Genomic DNA, 23,430 nt, shown 5'->3' on the forward strand with positions numbered 1-23,430 from the left:
CTTTCAGAAGACCGTGGAAGGTGATGCCACGGCCTCGACACGCGAGGTACTGCGGGCTCGAACGAGTGCCAGGTAGAGCGCGAAGCTGACGATGGATCCGACAAGCCAGGAAATGTCGACACCATCCATTGCCGCCGAGATCCATCCCGTGTAGAACGCCCCCGACATGAAGGGCATCTGCACCACGAACCCGACGACATATGTGACCAGCGCGGGGATGTTGTACTTTCCGTATCCGGCATTGGCATCACTGAAGGAGGCAACGTCGTAGTGCCCCTTCGAAATCAGGTAGTAGTCGACGAGGTTGACCACGCTCCACGGGATGAGCAGACACATCAGGAAGTGGATGAAGCTCGAGTAGTTGACCAAGAAGTTGTCCGCAAAGAACAGCGCGACGACAAAAGCGATACCCGCGGTGATCGTGGCGACGGTGTTACGTGCCGCCGCTCCGGGCGACCAGGTCGGACGGAATGTCTGAATGAAAGTCAACGTGCACAAGGCCGGACCATAGAGATTGATGACGGCGGCGTCGATGGCGCCGAGGAACAACATCGCCAGTACGAACGCCGACACCGGGCCCGGCATGATGTCGACCAACTGTCCGATGGTTCCGTCTCCACCAGCAGCGGTGACCAGGAGTGCACCGAGCGCCATCATCGGAATCGCACCGAGAATCGAACCGAAGAAGGTGTAGCCGAATGCGGTGCGCGCGGGTGTCTCTTCAGGAAGATAGCGAGAGTAGTCCGATACATATGGGGCATAGGCGATCTGCCACACAGCTGCGATCGAGGCCATACCGACGAAGCCGATGAGGTCGAATGACTGGGCGACGGTGCCCGTCGTGTCCGAACCTGCCGCCCTGAGGACATAGACGGCGACGAGCGCGACGGCTATCGCGAAGAGCACCAGCAAGATTCGGTTGAGTCGGTGAATCAGTTCATATCCGAAGACCACCGCGACCAGGGCCACCACAGTCGTGATCACCAGGGCGAGTGTCGGATCGAGGCCAGGGGCGAGAGCAACCAACGTATCTCGGGCCAGAACGATGATCGAGGCCAGGAATCCCAGATACATGAGGATGACGACCACCAGGACCAAGAGGGAGCCGTACATCCCGAATTGTCCACGCGCCTGAATCATCTGAGGAACACCCAGTTTGGCCCCCTGCACCGAGTGAAGGGCCATGAAGACGGCGCCGATGAGGTTACCGACGACGATGGCGACGATCGATGCTGCTGCGCCGAGTCCGAAAACCGTCGGCCCCAGGACGCCGGTGACCAGGGTCAGCGGCATGACCTGGACGCCGAACCAGACTGCGAACAGGTGGCGCGCACTGCCCGTGCGCTTGTCGGCCGGCACGGGCTGAATCGTCAGCTCCTCGATCAGCGGCGAGTTGGTTTGTGTCATACGGATCTCCGGGGGTCGAGAGGGGAAGCATGAGGAAGTTGTACGGCAAACTTATCGCTGTGCGGTAAGAGTGCAATACCGCGCCGTCTCTGTTTTCCGGAACGAAACATCCACGAAACATGCTGGTGCGGCCCGGGTTGCGACCCACGGCGCAGAGCAGGCACGATAGCGCCTGTGCGGAATACTTCAGTTAGTGCGGGAGAAACAGTGCCGTCATATGTGCCGATGAACCAGTTGTTCACAATCGGTATCGGTCCATCCAGCAGCCACACGGTGGGGCCGATGCGTGCTGCTCGCGCCTTCACCCGAGACCCCCTGCTGCGGTCGTCGATACACCGAGTGAGTCGCATCCGGGTCAGACTCCTCGGCGCGCTCGGGGCGACCGGAATCGGGCACGGCACACCCGACGCAGTCGTCGCAGGACTGCTTGGCTGGCAACCACATGATTGCGATCCACAGCGGGTTCACGGTCTCTGGCAGCCATCGGACGCCAACCCGTTCATCACCATCGGCCGACGACGTGTCGCACTGAGTTCGCTGGATATCGTCCTCGCCCCGCAGGACCGGAGCGCCGCTCATCCCAACGCAATGGAGGTGATCGCCCTCGACGGCGACGACATACCACTGGTGGCGCGCTGCTACCTCTCGACAGGTGGGGGCTTCATCGTCGAGACGGGCCGGGAACCGGTTCAGCCCAGTCGAGTCCACATCGAGTACGCAAGCTTCGACGAACTGGTCGGCGTCTGCCGGCGCACAGGGTGGAGCATCGCCGAGGTGGTCAGGCGCAACGAGATCGGACTGGGCAATCGACCAGATCTCGATGCCGCTGCCATCTGGTCGGCGATGAGCGACTGCATCGCCAGAGGCAAGGAACGCCAGACCAACTCGCTTCCTGGCGGTTTGGGACTACGGCGCCGTGCCCCAGATCTCGCCACTGCCCTGCAAGCGCGGGAGACCGGGACCGCAGCCGACCTGATCCGCATCCAACTCTCCGCGCTGGCGGTCAACGAGGAGAATGCGGCCGGCAACCGCGTGGTGACGGCACCGACCAATGGTGCTGCAGGCATCCTGCCTGCAGTGATCGACCACTACACACGTACCGCAGGTGCATCACCCGAGGGCGTTGCCGAGATGTTGTTGACCGCCACGGCGATCGGCGGCATCGTCAAGACCGGTGCTTCGATCTCCGGAGCCGAGGTGGGCTGCCAGGGTGAGGTGGGGACCGCCTGTGCGATGGCGGCCGGCGCCCTGTGCGCGGCAATGGGCGGGTCACCTCAGCAGGTGGGGGCCGCCGCCGAGATGGGCATCGAACACCACCTGGGGCTGACCTGCGATCCCGTTGGAGGGCTCGTTCAGATTCCCTGTATCGAGCGCAATGCGATCGCTGCGGTGACCGCCGTGCAGGCGGCCACGCTGAGCCTGTACGAGGGACCACGCCACCATCACGTATCCCTGGACACGGCAATCCGGACCATGGCCCAGGTCGGAGAAGACATGCATTCCAAGTACAAGGAGACCGCACTCGGTGGGCTCGCCGTGAACGTCCCGGTCTGTTGACAGCTGCAGTATTCGGAAATGTCGGCGGCGATCAACCCGAATCTCGAACCGCCCAGGGCCGACCTTGGTGCACTGCTCCAGCCCCCCAAGTATTTTGGGACTCACATGAGAAGCACTAGGCTGCAGTCATGGGTGTGATCTATCTCGTCCGGCACGGTCAGGCCGATCCCAAGGCGTACGGCATCGTCGATGCCGCATCGCAGAGCGCGTCCGGTGAGATCGGCGGCCTCACGCCCACCGGGGTGCTGCAGGCCAAGCTGACCGGGCAGTTGCTCGCCGCCCGGACCGGGGAGATCACCTCGGCGTTCTGCGGCGATCTCCCGCGTCAGCGCGACACGCTCGCCGGAGTCCTGTCGGCCTTCGACTCCACACCGGCACCCCTGATCGACCCGCGGTGGAACGAGTACGCCCTGCCCGCGCTCGTCGGTGAGGCCAGCGCCGCCGAGTACGCCGACGGCCGCAACTATCAGCAGCGTCTCGATGCCGCACTCGGGGCGTGGATCGACCTCGACGACACCGTGCCGACCGCGGGCAGCGGCGGCGAGAGCTACGCGGGATTCCGCGACCGGGTGGGCGCGGCCGCGCAGACCGCCACCGAGCAGGCCGGCAGTGGTCAGACGGTGCTGGTGGTGTCGTCGGCGGGCGTGATCAGTCAGTGGATCGCCGCCCTGTGGGACGTTCCCGGACGGCAGTGGCCCGCGGTGTCACGCGCGATGGTCAACGCCTCGGTCACCAAGCTGATCGTCGGACGTCGTGGGGTGTCGGTGGTGTCGTTCAACGAGCACGCCCACCTCGACGACCGCGAGGGCGGTGTCGCCACTTTCCGGTGACGGCAACACGCCCTCGCGATGATCTCGTGGGATTGCGGCCGGTCAGGCCAGCCGGCGTAGACCGGCGGCGATGAACTCACCGGTCGCCTGGTCGGCCTTCTCCGCGCCGGCGCCCGACGACGCCCCGGCACGCGCCCGGTGGGCGATGCCCTCGGCGATCACGCCGAGCTTCAGGTTCGCCAGGGCCAGGTAGAAGTCCCAGTCCCCCAGCTCGTTTCCGGTGGCGGTCACATAGCGCTGGGCGATGTCGTCGGCCGACGGGTAGCGCGGAGAGGTCCACGCGGCGTCGAATCCGACGACCGCATCGAACACCGGCTCCCGGTACACACACATCAGGGCGACGTCGGTGATCGGGTCGCCCAGGGTGGCCATCTCCCAGTCGACCACGGCCGCAACCTTTCCCGGGTCGTCTGCGGACAGGATCGTGTTGTCCACCCGGTAGTCGCCGTGCACGATGGTGTTGCGGGCGTCCGCCGGCACCCGCTCGGACAGCAGCCCGACGAGCTTGTCCACGTCGGGCAGCTCGCGGGACTTGACGATCCCCCACTGCCGCGCCCACAGCTTCACCTGGCGGGCGGCAAACCCTGCCGGACGGCCGAATTCGCCGAGCCCGACCGCCTCGTAGTCCACCGCGTGCAGGGCCGCCAGGGTCGAGACGAGGCCGTCGAGATTGCGGTCGACCTCGGCGTCGGAGAGCTCATCGAGATCGGCACGGGTACGGATCACCCGCCCGTCGACGAATTCGACGACGGTGCACGGCGCCCCGAGGACCTCACCCTCCACATCGAAGGCGACCGTCGGCGCGACCGGTACGCCCGTACCGCCGAGCGCGCTGGTCACCGCCCACTCGCGTGCCATGTCGTGGGCCGACGGCGTCAGTCCACCGGTCGGCGGGCGGCGCGCGATCCAGCGGGTGACCCCGTCGGTGACGGTGAACGTCAGATTGGACTTGCCGCCGCTGATCAGGCTGATCTGGAGGTCACCGGCAACCGCGACACCGTTGTCCACCAAGAACTTCCGCAGAACGACGGGGTCGAGGACGCTGAGCGGGTCGATCCCGGTCCCGGTGTCGCTCATGCCTGGCCCGCCTCTGCTGCCGCGGCAGCCTTGCGGGCGCGCCCGATCGACCGACGGGCGATGGACCAGCGATGCACCTCGGAGGGCCCGTCGTAGACCCGGAACGGGCGCAGTTCCCGCTGCAGTCGGGCGATCGGCAGGTCGTCGGACACACCGAGTCCGCCGCACATCTGCATCGACCGGTCGGCCACCCGGCAGAATGCCTCGGCCGCAAAGGTCTTGGCGATCGACGTCTCGATGGAGGCATGACTGCCCTGGTCGAGCTCGAAGCAGGCCTTGACGAGCAGGGACCGCGTGGCGGCGAGGTCGATCTCGTTGTCGGCGACCATCTGCTGGATCATGCCGAGATCACCGAGCCGGCCACCGAAACCCTCACGGCGCGAGACATAGTCGAGGGCGACGTCGTGGCAGCGGGTGGCCGCGCCGAGCCAGCGCATCACGTGGGTCATGCGGGCCGGACCGAGGCGCACCTGGGCATAGCGGTAGCCCTCGTCGACCTCACCGAGGACGTCCTCGTCGGGGACGAACACGTCGGTGAACAGCACCTCGCAGTGACCACCGATCATCGACCGGTCGATGGTGGGGACATGCCGGCCCACCTCGATACCCGGGGTGTCGGCCGGGGCCAGGAACATCGTGGCGCCGCCACGGTCGCCGGGGGCACCGGCGGTGCGGGCCATGATGATGAAGAACCCGGCACCCTCGGCACCGGTGATCAGGTGCTTGATGCCGTTGATCTTCCAGCCGCCGTCGACCTTGGTGGCCTGCGTCCGCAGCGCATTGGGGTCGGCGCCCGCACCCGGGGCCGGTTCGGTCATCGCGAAGCCCGATCGGACCTCGGCGGTGGCCAGCGGACCGAGGTAGAGCTCGCGCTGCCGGTCGTCGGCGATGTGGGCGAGCATGTGCACATTGCCCTCGTCGGGAGCGCCGATGTGCAGGGCCACCGGCCCGAACGTCGAGTATCCGGCCGCCTCGAACACCGGGACACGGTCGGACATGTCGAGTCCGAGTCCGCCGAACTCGACCGGCGCGTGCGGGGCGAGGATGCCCTCGGCGCGGGCCTTGGCATTCATCTCGCGCCGCAGTTCGTCGCCGCCGGCGGCGGTGATGTCGCCGCCGAAGCGATCTTCGATCGGCAACACGTACTCGCGGACAAAGCGGGTCGTCTTCTCGACGACGTCGACCACGTCCGGGCCGTACCGCAGGTCGATGGCCATGCATTCCTCCTCAGGGCACACGATCAGCGTACCGACCGATCGCTCGTTCTGTCGGAGTCAGACTGCCAGGCTCGTCCGCGTGGGTCAACCCCTCACGACTGCGGGCGGTATCCCACGATGGACCGCGCGAGCTGCAGATTGCGGCGGATGAGCTCGTCGGCACCGAGTTCGCCGTCGAGCTTGAACCAGGTGGACACACCGACACACATGGTCGCCACCGCACGGGCGGCATCCTTGGGGTACTCGGTGGCGAAGACACCCTCCCCGACCCCGGCGAACACGATCTCGTCGACCATCCGCTGCTGGCGATCGCGGTAGCCGATGTAGGTGGGGCGGTAGTCGTCGTCGAGGCTGCGGATCTCGGTGGACCCGACGAACGCCTGTTCACGGCGGTACATGTGGAACCGCAACAGCGACTCGACGACGGCATCGAAACGGTTGATCGGCTCCGGGCCGGCCTCCTCGATGGCCTTCTCCGAGCGGGCGAGCAGATCGGTCATGGTGCGTTCGAGCAGGCCCTGCAGCAGCGACTGCTTGGACGGGTAGTGGTGGTAGAGACCGGGTACCGAGAGATTGGCCCGCGCGGCGATCTCACGCACCGAGGTGCCGTGATAGCCGTGCTCGGCGAACGCCGCGAGCGCAGCCGCGAGTGGCACGGGAAGCTCCTCGACCCCGTAGTCCCGCCAGCCGTCCTCGGTGCCCTCGGGGGTGTCCGCGGACTCCACCTGCGTCTGCTCGACTCCGCCACTCATGTGACCAACATATCCCGATGCCTACCCGGCCACCGCATCCACCAGCGACATCATCAGTCGCACACTGAGCGCGACCACCTCGTCACGCCCCAGCGCCACATCGCCGTCGAGCCAGGCCGACAGCAATCGCGCGAGCCCGCCGACCTCGAACTGGGCCGCGCCGATCGCCTCCGGCGACACCTGCTTGGCCAGCGCATTCGACGCGGTGTCGACGGTGAGCATCGCGAACAGGGCCGTCGATTCGCTGCGTTTGTCGGCGATCGTCGGCGACAGGAGTTTGGGCGAGAAGAGCAATCTGCCCTTGCGCCGGTCGTCGTCGATGATGTCGACGATCGCACCCACCGCCCCCGCGACCTTGTCGTCGATGTCGTCGCCGGCACCGAATCCGGCGAGGGCGGAGTCGGAGATCTCGTCGACCACCCGGTCGAAGGTCGCGGCCACCAAGGCCTCCACCGAGTCGAAACTCTCGTAGAAATAACGGGGGTTGAGCCCCGATGCGCGGCACACCCCCCGGACGGTCACCGATCCCCCGCCGTCGGCGCCGAGCAGGTCGAGGGCGGCATCCATCAGGGCGATCCGACGCCGCGCGATCCGCTCGTCACCGTCGACCCCACCGTAGGAGCGCAGCGCGGCACTCCGCTCGGACTGGCCGTCGACGGGCCGGGAAGCGTCGGTCACGGCTCCCATCTTGGCATCCTCACCCTTGACATCCCACCGCACGGAGCGGTTCAATCAATCAGGAAACATGCGTTTCCAGAATTTCCGGACGGCTCGAGGGGTGCCGTCCCGACATTCGCCAGACACACCGGGTGACGATCACACACCGGGCACACGACAGATCGGGGAGGACGTCATGACCGCGGCACGCGATGACCTGAGCACAGCAGGGAACGACCCGGGCACAGCCGAATCCGCCCTGGCCGCCCACCTGGCCGCCGACTCACCGGACACCGAGTTCCTGCCGAAAGCCGCGCGGATGTCGCGCGCCGAGCTCGACGCACTCCCGGCCGCGAACCTGGAGCTGCTGGGGATCGCCGCACTCGCCGGACCTGCCAACGTGATCATGCAGCTGGCCCTGCCCGCCGTCGGGTACGGCGTGTACGAGAGCCGCGTCGACTCCGGCAACCTGTTCAAGCATCCGCTCAAGCGCACCCGCACCACACTGTCGTACCTGGCGGTGGCCAGCTGCGATGATCCCAAGGTGCGCAAGGCATATCGTCGTGCGGTCGGCCGCTCCCACGCCAAGGTTCGCTCGACTCCGGAGAGTCCGGTGAAGTACAACGCCTTCGATCCGACGCTGCAGCTGTGGGTGGCCGCATGCCTGTACAAGGGATGGGAGGACGTGCAGCGCATCTACGGCGATCCGGCGGCGATCACCGAGACCGCCTACCAGCAGGGTGCGGTCATGGGCACCACACTGCAGATGCCGCGGGAGATGTGGCCCGCCACACGCGCCGATTTCGAGGACTACTGGAACGGCATGCTCGACGACCTGGAGATCGATCCGGTGATCCGCGAGCACCTGATGTCGATCGCCCGGATGGAGTTCGCCGGGCCGGTGATGTCGAAGCTGTTCGGCTGGCATTCGGAGATCTTCACCATCGGCTTCCTCCCCGAGGGATTCCGCACCGCCATGGGCGTGGAGATGCGGCCGTGGCAGCAACGCTTCTTCGACATCCACAACGCCATCGCCCGCGCCCTGATCCGACGATTCCCGAAGCCGTTGCGCGCCTTCCCGTTCAATCTCCTGCTCGCCGACGTGAAGTGGCGTATGCGGACCCACCGGCCGTTGGTCTGAGCGCAGCCGGCCGGTACGGACTCACCGAATCTGTTTCAGCGCATCGCGATCCAGCTCGGACACCGACGTGTGCCCCGACAACCCGAGCGTCAGGTCGAGCTCGGCGATGATGTTCGCCACGGCGTCGCGGGCACCGTCGGCACCGGCGAGTGCCAGCCCGTACATATGCGGCCGGCCGATACACACTGCGTCGGCACCCAGCGCGAGCGCCTTGAAAACATCGGCGCCGGTGTAGATCCCGGAGTCCACCAGGACCGTGGCACGACCGTCGACGGCGTCGGCGACATCGGCCAGGGCGTCGACCGACGAGATCTCCCCGTCGATCTGGCGGCCACCGTGGTTGGAGACGACGATGCCGTCGATCCCGGCGTCGACGGCGGCGCGTGCATCGTCGGGGTGCAAGATTCCCTTGAGCACGATCGGCAACGACGTCTTGTCCCGCAGTGATGCGATCTCGGCCCAGCCGAGCGACGGCCGTGAATAGATGTCCAGGAAGGTCTGCACACCGACCCGCGGTTCCGGCCGGATCAGATTGCGTAGCAACGCACCCGGGGTGTTGCGCGCGATGGCGAACAAGGTCTTGATGGCACCCACCGAGATCTCTTGCCGCTCGGTCGAATCGGCGGCGGCGCGGGTCCGCTCGGCGACGATCTCGGCGAAGCGCGGATCGGAGGTGTACTGGGCGATCCCCTCGGCCCGCGCGAACGGCAGCGACCCGAGGGCCAGATCCTGAGGGCGCCAGCCGAGCATCGTGGTGTCGAGGGTGACGACGACGGCCTGCGCCCCGGACGTCTCGGCGCGGTGCACCAGCGAGTCCACCAGGTCGTCGTCGACCGACCAGTACAGCTGGAACCAGCGTGGCGCGCCGGGCCGCACCGCATCCATCTCCGCGGCGACGCGTTCCATCGGGGCGCTGCCCTGATTCGAGAAGATGTACGGCACACCGAGTTCCGCAGCTGCGTGACCGATGTGCACATCGGCGTCGGGATGTGCCAGGCCGCCGGCGCCGACCGGTGCGAACAGGATCGGGGCGGGTAACCGGGTCCCGAACAGATCCACCTCGAGGCTGCGCTGCGACACATCACGCAGGACCCGCGGCACGATCGCCCACCGGTCGAGGGCCTCGCGGTTGGCGGTCATCGTCCGGCCCTCACCTGCCCCGCCGGCGATGTAGGCCCACGCCCGCGCCGACATCACCGTGCGTGCGCGACGTTCGAGGCCGGCGAAATCCGCGGGCACCACCGGCTTCCGCCCGTGCACACCTGCACCGTAGATGTCGTTCTGACGTGCCCGGCCCCAGCCTGCGGTCATCGGTGACCCCTCCCGAATTCGACGGTGGCCACAGTAAAGCACGCACCCCCGGCCCGGTTGCCCGGTTGCCCCGGCCCGGTTGCCCGGTTGCCCCGGGCCGGCAGGGCCGCTCACGCCGACACCAGCAGGGCCGCCCCCATCCCGATCATGATCACCGCGACCACCCCGTCGATCACCCGCCACGCCGCAGGTCTGGCGAACAGCGGTGCGACGCGGTGGCTGCCGCCGCCGAGCAGGGAGAACCACAGCACGCTCGCCAGGCTCGCGCCGACGGCGAACGCCCACTTCCCGGCGCCCTGTCCGTTCGCGATGGCGCCCATGGTGACCAGGGTGTCGAGGTAGACGTGCGGATTGAGCCAGGTCAGCGCGAACGCGGTACCGATGGCGGCCCACCGGCTGACCGTCGCCGCCTCGGCGCGGTTGGCGGTGATCGCCTCACCACTACGCAGGCATCGCCGTGCGGCCATCCCGCCCAGCACCATCACGTAGATGCCGCCCAGGATCGTCGCGACGGTCACCACCCGCGGATGGGCCGCGATCAGCGCCCCGAGCCCGGCCACCCCCGCGACGATCAGCACGACGTCGGACAGCGCGCACACCGCGACCACCGGCGCGACGTGCGTCCGGCGCACCCCCTGCTGCAGGACGAAGACGTTCTGCGGTCCGATCGCCACGATCAGCCCGATACCGGTTAGCAGGCCGGCCAGCGCCGGCAGCAGGAATGCGTTCACGTTCTCTGACGCTAGGAGCGGCTCCATCCAAAGACCAGCGAATGTTTTTCATGAATCATTAGACTCACTTCATATGGAGATCGGTCAGGACGCACTGCAGACGTTGTCGGCGGTACTGCGCGAGGGCACGTTCGAGGCCGCGGCGACGGTCCTGCACATCACGCCGTCGGCGGTCAGCCAGCGCATCAAGGCCCTCGAGCGCTCGGTCGGCCGGGTCCTGGTGCGCCGCACCAAACCGGTGCGCGCCACCCGTGACGGCGAGGTCCTGGTGCGTCTGGCCGAACAGTGGGAACTGCTGGTCACCGAGGCCGGTCAGGAACTCGCCGGGTCCGCCGACGGCCCACCGGGCACCGACCGGCCGCTCGTCCATCTGCCGATCGCGGCGAACGCCGACTCCCTGGCCACCTGGCTGCTGCCCGCCCTCGCCGACTTCCACCGCAACCATGCCGCGGCCGTCGAGGTCCGCCGCGACGACGAGTCCCGCAACAGCGAGTACCTGCGGACCGGTGAGGTGCTCGGTGCCCTCACCTCGATCCCCGACCGCATCCGCGGCTGCCGGGTGCAGCCGCTCGGCTCGATGCGCTATCTACCGGTCGCCACCCCCGACTTCCTCGCGACGTGGATGCCCGACGGCCCCACCGACGCCGCACTCGCCCGCGCGCCGATGATGCTCTTCGACCGCAGTGACCAGCTGCAACGCGACGTCCTGCGCATCCTCACCGACACCCCGGGCGATCCGCCCGGGGTGTACATCCCCGGGTCGGTCGAGTACCACCGTGCGATCGAACTCGGGATGGGATGGGGTGCGGCGCCGACCGTGCAGATCGCCGGCGCACTCGCCGACGGTCGGCTGGTCCGATTCACCGACCGCCACGTCGACGTCCCGTTGTACTGGCAGTACTGGACGGTGAGTTCACCGCTGCTGACCGCACTCACCGACTACATCGCCGACGCCGCGGCCACCCATCTCGATCCGGTCGGGCACCTCAGTCCGCAGGCGCGGGCACCGCGGTGAGGTGCGGCTCGTCGTCGACGAGAGGGTGGTCCACCTCGTCACGCCACAACCGGGCGGCGAGATAGAAACAGAGCGCGAACGGTACCGGGAGCAGCCCACAGACGATGAACGTGGCCTGCAGGCCGATCGCATGGGCCAGCGGTGCGGCCAGCGCCATCGACACCGGCATCAGCACCGCCGAGACGAAGAAGTCCAGCGAGGCCACCCGCCCGAGCAGAGCGGGCGGGACCCGACGCTGCAACAGCGTGCCCCACAACACCATCGGACCGTCGAACAGGACACCGGTGACGAAGGCGGCGACGATGAACACCCAGGTGTGACCGGCGATCCCCATGAGCACCAACGGGACCGAGGAGAATCCCCAGACCACGAACATCACGCTGAGATAGCGCCGCGGCATCGGGATGGACGCGAACACCAGTGACGAGATCGCCGCTCCCACACCGAAACCGGCCAGCACCAGCGCATGGTCACCGGCACCACCGTGGACGCGTTCCCGCAGCGCGAACGGGATGAGCACCTCGATCGGACCCATCGTCGCCAGCACCAGGATGGTCGCGAAGAACAACGTCGACCACAGCCACGGGGTCCGCCACATGTAGACGAAACCCTCGGCCATGTCGGTGACGATCGATCGGAAAGCGTTGCCGCGCAGCGTGGTCACGTCACGACGCAACGGGACCGGGCGCATCGCCAGATAGCAGACACCGGCGGCCACACTGGCGATGGCGGCCACCACGATCGCCTGCGCGGGTGCCGCTGCCGCGATCACCGCACCGGCCACCATCGGACCCACCGCCTGGAACAGCACCGGCCGCAGGAATCCTTCGATCCCGTTGGCGGCCTGCAGTTCCGACGGTGTCACGATGCTCGGCAGCAACGCCGAATACGCCGGGTAGTACATGCCGGTGGTGATCCCGCCGAACAATGCGGCGAGCACCACGATCGGCAACGACAGCACCCCGACGAGCGCACACACGCCCACCGAGACGAAGGCGAGGGTCTTGACCACCTCGAGGCCGATGATGATCCGACGCTGCGACACCCGGTCGGCGAGCACACCACCGGCCAGCGTCGAGACCACCATCCCGATCGCGGCCACACCGGTCGCGATCGACACCTGCGCGGGCCCGCCCCCCAGGGCGATCACCTGCCACACCAGGGCGATGGTCCACACGCCGTCGGAGAACAGCGCGAACACCAGGCCGGCGGCGAGCAACCGGTACTGACCGCCGACGAACGGTCGGAGTGCCTTCGGCAGCACGGTGGTGGACGACGCGGTAGAACTCACCACTAGAGCTTGCCCGATTCGGCCCCGCCGAGGCGAACGGATTTCGGCGCCGGTCGGCTCGCCCTCGCCGGTTGGACGGCCTCGGAGCGGGTCACCACCGGCTCGAACCGCGGTCGCGACCACCCACCCGATCGGCAACTGTTCGAGCCCGGCGAAGAGCACAAGAACGCTGGTTGAGCCGACGAGGAGCGAAGCGACGAGACGAGTCACCACCCATCCCACGCTGCGGAGATTTCGACACGGGTCCTCGCCCTTCAGGGCTCGGTCCCGGCTCAATCAGCAATCACTGCCCACCACCCGATCAGCTCTATTCGAGCCCCGCGAAGAGCACAAAAACGCTGGTTGAGCCGACGAGTAGCGAAGCGACGAGACCAGTCACCACCCACCCCACGCTGCGCAGATTTCGACACGGGTCCTCGCCCTTCAGGGCTCGGTCCCGGCTCAATCAGCAATCACTACCCACCACCCAATCAGAAACTGTACGAGCCCGGCGAGGAGCACGAAAACGCTGGTTGAGCCGACGAGGAGCGAAGCGACGAGACGAGTCGAAACCTCCGCCGGCCGGCGTCCCCAACCCCACCACCTCAGAAGTGGTCATCACCCGATCAGAAACTGTTCGAGCCCCGCGAGGAGCACAAAAACGCTGGTTGAGCCGACGAGGAGCGAAGCGACGAGACGAGTCGAAACCTCCGCCGGCCGACCTCGAAACCCCACCACAGGCAGACCGGTCAGCTGGCGCGGCGGGCCGTCTTCTTCGCGGTGGTCTTCTTGGCAGCCGTCGTCTTCTTGGCAGCCGTCGTCTTCTTGGCAGCCGCCTTCTTCGCGGGGGCCTTCTTGGCAGCCGCCTTCTTCGCGGGGGCCTTCTTCGCCGGGGCCTTCTCTGCGGCCTGCTCGGCGGATCCGCCGCGGTCCTTCACCGATGCACGCAAGGCGGCCAGCAGGTCGGCGACCTCGGAGTCCTCGTCGGCGCCGGCATCCTCGTCGGTCTCCGGGAACGCCTCGTCTCCGGTGGCCTTCGCCTCGATGAGTTTGGCCAGTTCTTCCTGGTAGGTGTCGGAGAACTCGCTCGGGTCGTAGTCCTGTGCCATCGACTCGATCAGCGACGACGCCATCGACAGCTCCTGCGGCCGGATCTCGACGTCCTCACCGAGGAAACCGAAGTCCGGGACGCGCACCTCGTCAGGCCACAACAGCGTCTGCAGGGTCATCACACCCGGCTCGATCACGCGCAAGGCGGCCATCCGGGTGCGGTTGCGCAGGGTGAACGACGCGATCGCCAGCCGGTCGGTCTCCTGCAGTGCCCGCGCCAGCAGCACATAGGCCTTCGGGGATTTCGACGACGGTTCCAGGTAGTACGGCTTGTCGAAGTAGATCGGATCGACCTGATCGACCGGCACGAACTCCAGGATCGAGATCTCGGGACTCTTCTGCACCGGCAGCGTGGACAGGTCGTCCTTGGTGAGCACCACGGTCTCACCGCCCTCGGCCTCGTAGGCATTGGCGATGTCGGCGAAGTCCACCTCGGTGTCGGTGCCCTCCCGAACCCGCCGATAGCGGATGCGGGTGCCGTCGGCCGAGTCGACCTGATAGGACTTGCGGTCGTGGCTTTCCGTGGCCGAGTACACCTTGACCGGCACGTTCACCAGGCCAAAGCTCAGATCGCCCTTCCAGATCGAGCGCATGTGGGCCATTGTGCCATCACATCTGCGCCTGCGGGCGTGGCACGCTGGACCCATGGCATCCGGACAGACCCTGGAGGTGGACGGCCACCACATCACGGTGACCAACCTGGCCAAGGTCCTCTACCCCGAGACCGGGACCCGGAAATACGACGTCATCGACTACTACGCACGCGTCGCCGACGTCATGCTCCCCCACCTCGCACGGCGCCTGATCACCCGTAAACGCTGGCCCAACGGCGTGCAGAGCACACCGTTCTTCGAGAAGGCCGTCCCCGAAGGCATCCCGGACTGGGTGGCCCGGCACGGCGTCGAACACAGCAGCCGGATCATCGAGTACGTCGTCGCCGACTCCGCCGCCACCCTGGTGTGGCTCGCGCAGATGGCCGCCCTCGAACTGCACACCCCACAGTGGCGGCTACCCACCGGCGACGACGAGTCGCTGCAGAGGTTCGCCGCCGAGGGCCCCAAGGCCAACCGCCTCGTCCTCGATCTCGATCCGGGACCGGAAGTGCCGCTACGCGAATGCGCCGAGGTGGCCCTCGCCATCCACGAGATGCTCGACCACGCCGGACTGGCGTCGTATCCGGTCACCAGCGGCGGCAAGGGAATTCACGTCTACGCACGCTTCCCCACCCCGGTGTCGTCGGATTCGGCCCGCACCGTGGCCAGGCAGATCGCCACCACCCTAGCCCAGACGCATCCCGACGCGATCACCGCGACCATGGCGAAAGCCGAACGCCACCAGCGGATCTTCATCGACTGGAGCCAGAACAGCGCCGCCAAGACCACACTCGCCCCGTACTCGCTGCGCGGGCGGGAGAAGCCGTGGGTGGCCGCACCACGCACCTGGGACGAACTCGACGACCCCGATGTGCGGCAACTGCTCTACACCGAGGTCCTCGAACGCATCGACGAGATGGGTGACCTGCTCGACGGACTCGACGATCCGTACCCCGCCGAGCAATCCGCGGACCCGGGATCACACGACGAATCCCCGCCCGCGGGAACCACTTCCGGCCAGGTGATCAACCTGCGGGAGTACCGGCGCAAACGGGACGCAACGGCCACCCCGGAACCGTTCGGCGACGACGCGATCCGCGAGCAGCGCGCCGAGACCGCCCCCGCATCGGATGGACCGATCTTCGTCATCCAGGAACACCGGGCACGGCGCCTGCACTACGACTTCCGCCTCGAACGCGACGGGGTGCTGGTCAGCTGGGCGATCCCCAAGAACCTGCCCACCGACCCCGACCAGAACCGCCTCGCCGTGCACACCGAGGACCACCCGCTCGACTACGCCGACTTCGCCGGCGACATCCCGGCCGGCGAGTACGGCGGAGGGCATGTCGAGATCTGGGACCGCGGCACCTACGAGACCGAGAAGTGGCGCGACGACGAGGTCATCGTGCGGCTGCACGGCACCAGAATCCAGGGCCGCTACGCCCTGATCCGCACCGGCGAGCAGAACTGGCTGGCGCATCTGATGACCGACGAGGCCCGCCCGATCCTGCCCGACAGCCTGCGCGATCCGCGACCGATGCTGGCCACCGACGAACCGATCGACGGACTGTCGGAGAAGGACTGGGCCTTCGAGGGGAAGTGGGACGGCTACCGGATTCTGGTGCGATACGTCGGCGGTGAGTTCCGGCTGACATCGCGCTCGGGACTCGACATGACCGCCGACTTCCCCGAACTCGCCTCCATCGCCGACGATCTCGGGCTGATCGACGCCGTCCTCGACGGCGAGGTGGTGGCCCTCGACTCCGCCGGTCGCACCAATTTCACCCTGCTCGCCGGACGCAACAGCGCCACCGAACCGCTCACCCTCAAGCTGTACCTGTTCGACATCCTCTACCTGAACGGGACGTCGTTGCTGCGCACGCCGTGGGAGCAGCGACGGGCACTGCTCGAGGCGCTCGCACCCGCATTCCGGCACTCCCGCCACGTCGAGGTCCCGCCACTGCTCGGCGGTGACGGCGCCGCGGCGATGGCCCACAGCCGCGAACACCATCTCGAGGGGGTCGTCGCCAAACGTCGCACGTCGACGTACCAGCAGGGACGCCGCACCTCCACCTGGCTCAAACACAAGAACTGGAGTGACATCGAGGTGGTGATCGGCGGCTGGCGACCGGGAAACGGCAACCGCGCCCACACCATCGGCTCGCTGCTCCTCGGCCTGCCCGAGGAGACCGGGCTGCGCTACGTCGGACGCGTCGGCACCGGGTTCACCGACGCCGGGCTCGCCGCTCTGGCCGCAGAACTGGAACCGCTGCGGATCTCGCGGTCGCCGTTCCTGGACAAGCTCGACCGGCCGGTCGCCGCGAACGCGGTGTGGGTGCTGCCCAAGATCGTCGGCGAGGTGCAGTTCATGGACTGGACCTCCACCGGACATCTGCGCCACCCGAGCTGGCGCGGCATTCGCCGGGACAAACTGCCCGGCGATCTGTGATCATCACAACGGGCCCATGAGCGGAAAGAGGACCATCAGATGACCGACACCCGGGGTACGACGATCACCGTCACCACCCCCGACGGAACCGCCGAAGCCTATCTGACACAACCCGTTCCGGACCCCGACAATCCGGGCGGCCCGCTGCCCGGGGTGCTGCTGATCATGGATGCGATCGGTCTGCGGCCCCGGATCGAGACGATGGCCGACCGGATCGCCTCGTGGGGATATGTGGTGCTCGCCCCCAACGTCTTCTACCGCGACGGCGACGCCGCGGCCACCTCGCCCTCGGTGGAGTTCCTCGACGACGAGTCGCGGGCGGAGTTCTTCGCCGGGGCGATGCCGCGCATCCGCCGGCTCACCCCCGACCTCGCGACCCCCGATCTGCGCGCCTACGTCGACGCCCTGCACGCCCGCCCGGAGGTGTCGCCGGGACCGATCGGGGCCACCGGCTACTGCATGGGCGGACGGCTGGCCCTGCTGGCCGGGGCCACCCTGCCCGACGACGTCGCCGCCATCGGGATGTTCCACACCGGAGGTCTCGTCACCGACACCTCCGCCAGTCCCCACCTGTGGGTCACCGACGTGCGTGGCGAGGTGCTCGCGGTGCACGCCGACCACGACCGCTCCCTGCCGCCGGTGGCGATCGCCCGGTTCGAGCACGCCCTGAGCTCCGCCGGCGTGACCCATCACACGACGGTGTATCCGGGTGCCCGACACGGCTACACGATGTCCGACACCGCCGAGTACAACCACGACGCCGCCGAGCATCATTTCGCGGAACTGCGCAAGCTGTTCGCCCGCACGTTGCACTGAGGGGTGGCGGGCACCCTCACCGTGCCCCGGTAGGCACCTGCGGCTAGCCTCAGGGAAGCCGAGACCGAGGGAGCCCGAGTGTTCGTCGTCGCCCACATCAGCGACCTGCATTTCAACGGGACGCGCTTCAACCGCGCCCGTATCGAGTCGGCGCTCAACTACGTCAACGCGCGCGCCGACGGCATCAACGCACTCCTGATCACCGGCGACATCGCCGACGAGGGCAGCCCGTCGGAGTACCGCGAGGCGCACCGGGTGATCGACAGCCCGCTGCCCACCCTGATCACCGTCGGCAACCACGACACCCGTGAGGGGTTCCGCGAGTTCGTGCTCGGCGAGCCCGGTTCGGCGCCGGTCAACTCCGCACGCCTGATCGACGGTGTGCTGTTCCTCGTCGTCGACAGCTCCATCCCCGGCCGCAACGACGGATTCATCGACGACGACACGCTCACCTGGATGTCGGCGCAGATCACCGCGGCCGGTCCGGACACCCGGGTGCTGGTGGCCTTCCACCATCCGCCCGTGGTGATCCAGATGACCTTCATGGACACCATCCGCCAGACCGGGGAGGAACGGCTCGCCGAACTCGTCGACCGGCACCCGAACATCGTCGGATTCCTGTGCGGTCACGCCCATTCGGCATGTGTCACCCGATTCGCCGGCCGCCCGCTGTGCGTGGCGCCGGGCGTCGCCTCCACCCTCAACCTGCCGTTCGAGGGCCAGGACATCGTCAACCGCGGTCAGCCGCCGGGCGTCGCCTTCCACATGCTCGACGGCGATCGGCTGATCACACACTTCCGCTCGGTCATGTTCTGACCCCACCCGGTACCCGAGGGGCTCGGTCGGTACCCGAGGGGCTCAGTCGGGCAGTTCGCCGATGAACGTCCGCATGTCGAGCAGCGTCGAGTCGTCCGGGGCATAGGAGAGCCCCTCCGCGATCCGGGCGTCGGCGGCCTGCCGGTCGTCCTGCTGGTACTCCACCCAGGCAGCCGACGCACAGGCGGCCACCACCAGCGGAATCCACCCGTTGTGCCGGGCGGCCTCGAGCGCGGCCGCGAGCAGCACCCGCGCACCATCGGGATCCTCCGCCGCACGGAGGTCCGCGGCGGCGATGTCGACCTGCGCGCGGGTGTAGACGGTCTCCGGGCCGTCGGGCAGCACGGCCAGGAGCCGGCCCGCACGGGCGAGGTGGGCCTCGGCGACGGCGACATCGTGCAGGGTGTGCGACGCCATCGCGGCCCGGCGCAGGGCATCCACCGCATCGACCACCGCCCCGATCGCCTCGAAGACGTCGGCGGCCGCGAGGTAGTCGACGATCGCGGCCGGCGCGTCGTCGACCGCATCGCGCTCGTCGGCCCGGAAGCGCAGCAGCCGCGCCCTGTCGTCCTCGGGGGAGTCCGGCGGGAGCGTCTCCAGCACCGCGGTCACCGTCATCGCGGCCTCGGCGTGCAGGCCCGCCCGCGATTGGGCGGTGGCCATCACCCGCCGGCCACGATCGGCGTGATAGTCGTCGCCGAGGGCGGTCATCCGGTCGGTGACCGGTCCGACGATGTCGATCACCGACTGCGCGTCGTCTCCCCGTTCCACCATCACCCCCGCCAGATCAAGGGCGACGCTGTCGGCGGTGTGGGCGAGTCCTTCCACCGTGAGGACCGCCCGCGCATGCTCGGCATCATCCACCGCGCCGCCGAGATCGCCTGCCGCGAGCCGGATCTCGTAACGATGCATGAGCACCTCGGCACGCTGGACGTAGCGGGAGTGGGTCAGCGCCTCGTCCAGCAGCGGTTCCACCCCGGCCGGGTCCCGCTGCTGCTGATCGGCCGATGCCAGCCGCAACGCCTCGACCAGTTCGGCCCGCGCCTCCATCCGCTGATCCGAACCGGTCGCCGACGCCACGGCGCGACGGGCCGCCGACACCGCGGCGTCGGCGTCGTCGGCGAACTCGAGATCCTGCGACCCGCGCAGATTGGCGCGGGCACGGTGCATCGTGGCCTTGAGCATCCAGGAGTCGGCCACCGGTGAACCCGCGCCCTCACGCAACCGGACAGCGGCATCGGGATCGGCGAGGACGGCCAGTCCCCGGTCGAGGGTCGCGATCGCCGCCGACGTGTCGGTGCCCGAGATCAGCATGGCCCGGATGTTCCAGATATTCGCCTGCCGTTCGGGTTCCCAGCCCGGATCGGGGACGGCATCGGCCGCCGGCAGCGACGACCCGGTGCTCAGATCGACCTCGAGTGCGTCGGCGAGCAACCTCGACTGCATCGCCCAGTGCGGCCGGCCGATCGCCGACGCCCGCTCCGCGGCGGCACGCAGTTCGGCGACCGACAGGTCGGGATCGGTACGCCGACGATCCCAGGCCAGAGCCTGTTCGGCACGGACCCGTTCCAGCTTGGTGAGATCGGAAAGCTTGTCCCGCAACAGTTCCGCACACTGTTCGGCACGACGCTCCGAGACCGGGCGGAAGACGAACATCCCCGACAGCAGGCCGGCGGCATCCCGCCGGGCCACCGGGACCACCTCGGACTCCGGGTATCCGCCGCCCCGCACGGCCAGCAGCCGCTCGGTGCGGTCGGAGATCGCGGTGGTGCGATTGCGGATGTCGAACCGCTGCGCCAGTTCGCGGGCGCGCGTGGCGAATTCGTCGGCGAGTTCACCGACCGGCCGGACACGGGCGGGCTGCGACGGCGAGATACGTTGCGCCACCACGGAATCCGGATCGATTGCGGCCACCGACGCGAACACGGCACCGATCGCCGTCGCCTGCTGCAGCTCGGCCATCGGACTGAACGCCTCGTCGATCCGGTCGAGGTGGCGCAGGACCAGCTGATGTGCGGTGGCGAGCTCGTCGACGTGCAACAGGCCGATCAGCGACTCGGCGGCACGGCCGATCATCGCCGGATGACGCCACGCCCGGTCGACGGCGCGGACCGCGGTGACCACGTCGTCGCGGCGGCCGGCGCGCGCATAGGGACCGACCAGCGGATACGACGGCTCGGCCGGGAAGAACCCGCACCGGTTCCCGTTGTCGGCGAGTCCGCCCTCGCCGAGCGACACCGCGTCGTGGTCACGTCCGGCCTCGGCGTAGTACCGCGTGAGGCAGGCCTCGATCCAGTCGTCACAGAATCCCGGTGGCGGCGGCGCACCCAGCATCGGTTCCATGATCTCCACGGCTCGCCCCGGATCGCCCTGGTGGAGCGCGATCTCGGCCTCGACGTATGCCTCGACGGCCGCCGGGTCGTAGCCCCCGGCGGTGGCGCGCACGGTCCAGTCGGCGACCAGGGCCCGGATCTGGCCGAAGCCCATCGCCGGCAATTCGATCGCGTTCATCACGACGTCGGCGACGTTGACGTACACCTCGAACATCTCGTACTCGTGCAGTCGGAGTTCGGGTCCGCGCGCGTCGAGGTCGGCAAGCATCCAGGCCACCAGCGTCAGCTGGTCCACCGAGGGACCCCACGACGCCGCCGCCATCGCCGCATCGAGCCGGGCGGTGAACATCGTCCGCCGATCCCCGAGCGCGTCGGCCCGGGCGATCAGCGACGGATACGGGGTGAAGTCGTGTTCCCCGGGCCCGCCGTGCCCGTGGCGGGCCTCCCACAGGTCGCGCTGCAACCGCTCGAGCTCGTCGTCATCCCTGGACGGGCCGGCCATCGTCACCTCTCGAGGTCTCCATTCTTCATGAGTCCGACTGTGGCGAAGGTGGATTCACCACATCAACGCTCCGCGCGGCGAGATCGGCGAGGATTCCGAGTGCCTCGTCGACCTCCGCGGCCACCACCCCGCTGACCGGTCGGCGGGTACGGATGGCGGCCTGGCCGTAGATGGTCCGCAGCACCGCCCCGCGGACGAGCTCATCGTGGATTCCGTTGAGCCGCTGGATCAGTGGATTGGTCGTGTTGAGCACCAGGGTCGGCCGTCCGTCCACCGGCTCGGTGTCGGTGACCAGGCCCGCCAACGCCGACAACCATGCGTCGGCCTTGCCCTCGACATTGGCCAGCAACTGCTCACGATCGCGGTCGAGTTGTGCCGAATCATCGGTGATCAGCAGCGCGGCAACCGATTCCGGGTCGAAGGCGCCGGTCTCGGCACGGCAGTCGAAACGCAGCAGGGCACGCCGGGCGGCGTCGAGCAGTACCGCGAACGTGTCGGCGTCGTCGGTGCCGGCCACCCCGATCTGGCCCAGCAGGTACTGCTGGGTGACCGGCTCACAGCTGACGTCGGGGTTCGCGTGGAGCAGTTCCCGGATGACGGCGGTCTCGAAGGCATGACCGGCATTGATCAGTCCCACACCACGATGGGTGAGGATGTCGGCGAGCACCCGGAAGTCGTCGACACTCGAGGTGTATCGCAGCGTGCCGAAGCGGGCGCGGAACGCCGACAACGACATCGGCCCCACATTGGTCTCGTACCGGCAGTGCCGGTCGACGAAGCGGAGCAGTTCCGGTGTCCGGTGGGCGATCGACTTGATCCCCAGTTCGTGAACGGCGAGGAACCGTTCGCGCGCCGAGGTGTGATCACCGAGTCGGACGAGCCAGTCACTCACCTGGGCGGCAAGGCCGTCACGGACCTCGGCGAACAGTTCGTCGCGCACCAGCCCCTCCCGGGATGCGGTGAGCGCCAAGCCCTGTGCGTCGATCACCACCCGCACGAAATAGGCCCAGTCGGGCAGGAGGTCGGCGAGGTCGCCGACGAGCAGCCCCTTGACGTAGCACCGGTGCCCGGCCCGCTGGGTGGGATCCGACGCCGACGGCCGCACGTAGGCCACGCCACGCAACCCGGCCTGGGGCACCGACAACTCGAAGGTCTCGAGCGGGGTGAATCCGAATTCGTCCTGGCAGAAGGCGATCCGCCGGGCCGCACGCTCGCCTGCGTTGAGATCGGCACCGAACGGATCGGCCACGGGGGTGATGGTCTCACCGTTCACCCGGACCGGGGTCCGGCGCAGACCGATGTAGTCGGTGACCAGCCGCCGCACCCGATGGGGATGCAACCATTTCTCGCTGCCGCGCCGGGCACGCAGCCGGATGGTGGTGCCGGGCTCGGCGCGGGTGCCGTCGGCCACCGTGAACCGGCCGGCCACCGACCCCGACCATCCCACCGGCTGCCCGCCGGGCGTGCGGGAGTCGACGTCGATGGCGTCGGCGACGAGGAAGGCGCTGAGCAGCCCCACCCCGAACTGTCCGATGGTGTCCTCGGCGGCGAATCCGAGATCGTCGCGTTTGGAACTGCGCCCGATGGTGCCGAGCAGGTCGGCGATCACCGACCGCGACATCCCGCAGCCGTGATCGTCGATGCGGAACTCCACACCGTCTGTCTCGATGGCGATCTCGGTGTCGGCGGTACCGGCGACGGTGTGTGCGTCGAGGGCGTTCTGCACCAATTCGCGAACGTAGACACCCGGATTCGAGTACAGGTTGGTGCCGAGCACGTCGATCAGTGAGCGCAGGTCGACGTCGTAGGCGCCAGGTGAGCTCATGGCGGTCATCCTACGGTGAGC

At 68.1% G+C, this 23,430-nt stretch carries 18 protein-coding genes; 7 read left to right on the forward strand and 11 right to left on the reverse strand.

Annotated elements, in window-relative coordinates:
- Positions 1-3: 3 nt before the first annotated feature.
- Positions 4-1,407 carry a purine-cytosine permease family protein gene (locus tag GD1_RS03785; protein WP_059035752.1) on the reverse strand — a complete coding sequence of 468 codons (1,404 nt, stop codon included), beginning with the start codon at positions 1,405-1,407 and terminating at the stop codon, positions 4-6.
- Positions 1,408-1,632: 225 nt separating this feature from the next.
- Between GD1_RS03785 and GD1_RS03790 the strand changes: the two genes are divergently transcribed.
- Both GD1_RS03790 and GD1_RS03795 read left to right on the forward strand, forming a co-directional pair.
- The gene (locus GD1_RS03790) at positions 1,633-2,964 is read left to right on the forward strand and encodes an L-serine ammonia-lyase (RefSeq protein ID WP_157079371.1); all 1,332 of its coding nucleotides are present in this window, start codon (positions 1,633-1,635) and stop codon (positions 2,962-2,964) included.
- A 128-nt stretch (positions 2,965-3,092) separates the two neighbouring features.
- Positions 3,093-3,794 carry a histidine phosphatase family protein gene (locus tag GD1_RS03795; protein ID WP_020790042.1) on the forward strand — a complete coding sequence of 234 codons (702 nt, stop codon included), beginning with the start codon at positions 3,093-3,095 and terminating at the stop codon, positions 3,792-3,794.
- Positions 3,795-3,836: 42 nt separating this feature from the next.
- On the opposite strand, the gene GD1_RS03800 is transcribed toward GD1_RS03795, so the two are convergent.
- The 4 genes from GD1_RS03800 to GD1_RS03815 all read right to left on the reverse strand — a co-directional run bounded on the left by GD1_RS03800 (position 3,837) and on the right by GD1_RS03815 (position 7,527).
- On the reverse strand, positions 3,837-4,871 hold the full coding sequence (locus GD1_RS03800) for a phosphotransferase family protein (RefSeq protein WP_059035755.1): 1,035 nt from the start codon (positions 4,869-4,871) through the stop codon (positions 3,837-3,839).
- Complete coding sequence (locus tag GD1_RS03805; RefSeq protein ID WP_059035757.1) at positions 4,868-6,088, reverse strand: acyl-CoA dehydrogenase family protein; 1,221 nt, start codon at positions 6,086-6,088, stop codon at positions 4,868-4,870. Before GD1_RS03805 ends, GD1_RS03800 begins: the two co-directional genes overlap by 4 nt.
- 92 nt (positions 6,089-6,180) lie before the next feature.
- A complete protein-coding gene (locus tag GD1_RS03810; protein ID WP_059035759.1) occupies positions 6,181-6,840 on the reverse strand; it encodes a TetR/AcrR family transcriptional regulator in 660 nt (219 codons plus the stop codon).
- Between the two features lie 21 nt (positions 6,841-6,861).
- A complete protein-coding gene (locus GD1_RS03815; RefSeq protein ID WP_053776370.1) occupies positions 6,862-7,527 on the reverse strand; it encodes a TetR/AcrR family transcriptional regulator in 666 nt (221 codons plus the stop codon).
- A 166-nt stretch (positions 7,528-7,693) separates the two neighbouring features.
- On the opposite strand from GD1_RS03815, the gene GD1_RS03820 reads away from it, so the two are divergent.
- On the forward strand, positions 7,694-8,638 hold the full coding sequence (locus GD1_RS03820) for an oxygenase MpaB family protein (protein ID WP_053776314.1): 945 nt from the start codon (positions 7,694-7,696) through the stop codon (positions 8,636-8,638).
- A gap of 21 nt (positions 8,639-8,659) precedes the next feature.
- Here GD1_RS03820 and GD1_RS03825 read toward each other — a convergent pair whose 3' ends face one another.
- Complete coding sequence (locus GD1_RS03825) at positions 8,660-9,949, reverse strand: alpha-hydroxy-acid oxidizing protein (protein WP_059035761.1); 1,290 nt, start codon at positions 9,947-9,949, stop codon at positions 8,660-8,662.
- Between the two features lie 110 nt (positions 9,950-10,059).
- Positions 10,060-10,680, reverse strand: coding sequence for a LysE/ArgO family amino acid transporter (locus tag GD1_RS03830; RefSeq protein ID WP_053776369.1), 621 nt, complete (start codon positions 10,678-10,680; stop codon positions 10,060-10,062).
- A 73-nt stretch (positions 10,681-10,753) separates the two neighbouring features.
- On the opposite strand from GD1_RS03830, the gene GD1_RS03835 reads away from it, so the two are divergent.
- Positions 10,754-11,695: a LysR family transcriptional regulator ArgP gene (locus GD1_RS03835; protein ID WP_059035763.1), complete on the forward strand. Its 942-nt coding sequence runs from the start codon at positions 10,754-10,756 to the stop codon at positions 11,693-11,695.
- On the opposite strand, the gene GD1_RS03840 is transcribed toward GD1_RS03835, so the two are convergent.
- Both GD1_RS03840 and ku read right to left on the reverse strand, forming a co-directional pair.
- Positions 11,667-12,986 (reverse strand): MFS transporter, encoded by a 1,320-nt coding sequence (locus GD1_RS03840; RefSeq protein ID WP_174519003.1) that lies wholly within the window; start codon positions 12,984-12,986, stop codon positions 11,667-11,669. The genes GD1_RS03835 and GD1_RS03840 overlap by 29 nt on opposite strands.
- Positions 12,987-13,714: 728 nt before the next feature.
- On the reverse strand, positions 13,715-14,668 hold the full coding sequence (gene ku / locus GD1_RS03845) for a non-homologous end joining protein Ku (protein ID WP_444979450.1): 954 nt from the start codon (positions 14,666-14,668) through the stop codon (positions 13,715-13,717).
- Positions 14,669-14,720: 52 nt separating this feature from the next.
- On the opposite strand from ku, the gene GD1_RS03850 reads away from it, so the two are divergent.
- From GD1_RS03850 to GD1_RS03860, 3 genes are all read left to right on the forward strand, one after another.
- Positions 14,721-17,117, forward strand: a complete 2,397-nt coding sequence (locus GD1_RS03850; RefSeq protein WP_059035767.1) for an ATP-dependent DNA ligase — start codon at positions 14,721-14,723, stop codon at positions 17,115-17,117.
- Between the two features lie 39 nt (positions 17,118-17,156).
- Positions 17,157-17,933 carry a dienelactone hydrolase family protein gene (locus GD1_RS03855; protein WP_053776310.1) on the forward strand — a complete coding sequence of 259 codons (777 nt, stop codon included), beginning with the start codon at positions 17,157-17,159 and terminating at the stop codon, positions 17,931-17,933.
- A 78-nt stretch (positions 17,934-18,011) separates the two neighbouring features.
- Positions 18,012-18,749: a metallophosphoesterase gene (locus GD1_RS03860; RefSeq protein ID WP_059035768.1), complete on the forward strand. Its 738-nt coding sequence runs from the start codon at positions 18,012-18,014 to the stop codon at positions 18,747-18,749.
- Between the two features lie 42 nt (positions 18,750-18,791).
- On the opposite strand, the gene GD1_RS03865 is transcribed toward GD1_RS03860, so the two are convergent.
- Positions 18,792-21,584, reverse strand: coding sequence for a hypothetical protein (locus GD1_RS03865; RefSeq protein ID WP_059035771.1), 2,793 nt, complete (start codon positions 21,582-21,584; stop codon positions 18,792-18,794).
- Between the two features lie 25 nt (positions 21,585-21,609).
- Positions 21,610-23,409: an HSP90 family protein gene (locus tag GD1_RS03870; RefSeq protein ID WP_059035835.1), complete on the reverse strand. Its 1,800-nt coding sequence runs from the start codon at positions 23,407-23,409 to the stop codon at positions 21,610-21,612.
- Positions 23,410-23,430 lie beyond the last annotated feature (21 nt).

The sequence above is a fragment of the Gordonia desulfuricans NBRC 100010 genome (assembly GCF_001485495.1).
Classification (GTDB): Bacteria; Actinomycetota; Actinomycetes; order Mycobacteriales; family Mycobacteriaceae; genus Gordonia; species Gordonia desulfuricans.

What these genes read in the sequence shown, in the direction of transcription:
- GD1_RS03810 (WP_059035759.1), bottom strand. Translation starts at nt 6,840, where the DNA reads ATGAGTGGCGGAGTCGAGCAGACGCAGGTGGAGTCCGCGGACACCCCC.
- GD1_RS03815 (WP_053776370.1), bottom strand. Translation starts at nt 7,527, where the DNA reads ATGGGAGCCGTGACCGACGCTTCCCGGCCCGTCGACGGCCAGTCCGAG.
- GD1_RS03790 (WP_157079371.1), top strand. Translation starts at nt 1,633, where the DNA reads ATGAACCAGTTGTTCACAATCGGTATCGGTCCATCCAGCAGCCACACG.
- GD1_RS03785 (WP_059035752.1), bottom strand. Translation starts at nt 1,407, where the DNA reads ATGACACAAACCAACTCGCCGCTGATCGAGGAGCTGACGATTCAGCCC.
- ku (WP_444979450.1), bottom strand. Translation starts at nt 14,668, where the DNA reads ATGCGCTCGATCTGGAAGGGCGATCTGAGCTTTGGCCTGGTGAACGTG.
- GD1_RS03870 (WP_059035835.1), bottom strand. Translation starts at nt 23,409, where the DNA reads ATGAGCTCACCTGGCGCCTACGACGTCGACCTGCGCTCACTGATCGAC.
- GD1_RS03850 (WP_059035767.1), top strand. Translation starts at nt 14,721, where the DNA reads ATGGCATCCGGACAGACCCTGGAGGTGGACGGCCACCACATCACGGTG.
- GD1_RS03865 (WP_059035771.1), bottom strand. Translation starts at nt 21,584, where the DNA reads ATGGCCGGCCCGTCCAGGGATGACGACGAGCTCGAGCGGTTGCAGCGC.
- GD1_RS03820 (WP_053776314.1), top strand. Translation starts at nt 7,694, where the DNA reads ATGACCGCGGCACGCGATGACCTGAGCACAGCAGGGAACGACCCGGGC.
- GD1_RS03825 (WP_059035761.1), bottom strand. Translation starts at nt 9,949, where the DNA reads ATGACCGCAGGCTGGGGCCGGGCACGTCAGAACGACATCTACGGTGCA.
- GD1_RS03795 (WP_020790042.1), top strand. Translation starts at nt 3,093, where the DNA reads ATGGGTGTGATCTATCTCGTCCGGCACGGTCAGGCCGATCCCAAGGCG.
- GD1_RS03855 (WP_053776310.1), top strand. Translation starts at nt 17,157, where the DNA reads ATGACCGACACCCGGGGTACGACGATCACCGTCACCACCCCCGACGGA.
- GD1_RS03805 (WP_059035757.1), bottom strand. Translation starts at nt 6,088, where the DNA reads ATGGCCATCGACCTGCGGTACGGCCCGGACGTGGTCGACGTCGTCGAG.
- GD1_RS03800 (WP_059035755.1), bottom strand. Translation starts at nt 4,871, where the DNA reads ATGAGCGACACCGGGACCGGGATCGACCCGCTCAGCGTCCTCGACCCC.
- GD1_RS03835 (WP_059035763.1), top strand. Translation starts at nt 10,754, where the DNA reads ATGGAGATCGGTCAGGACGCACTGCAGACGTTGTCGGCGGTACTGCGC.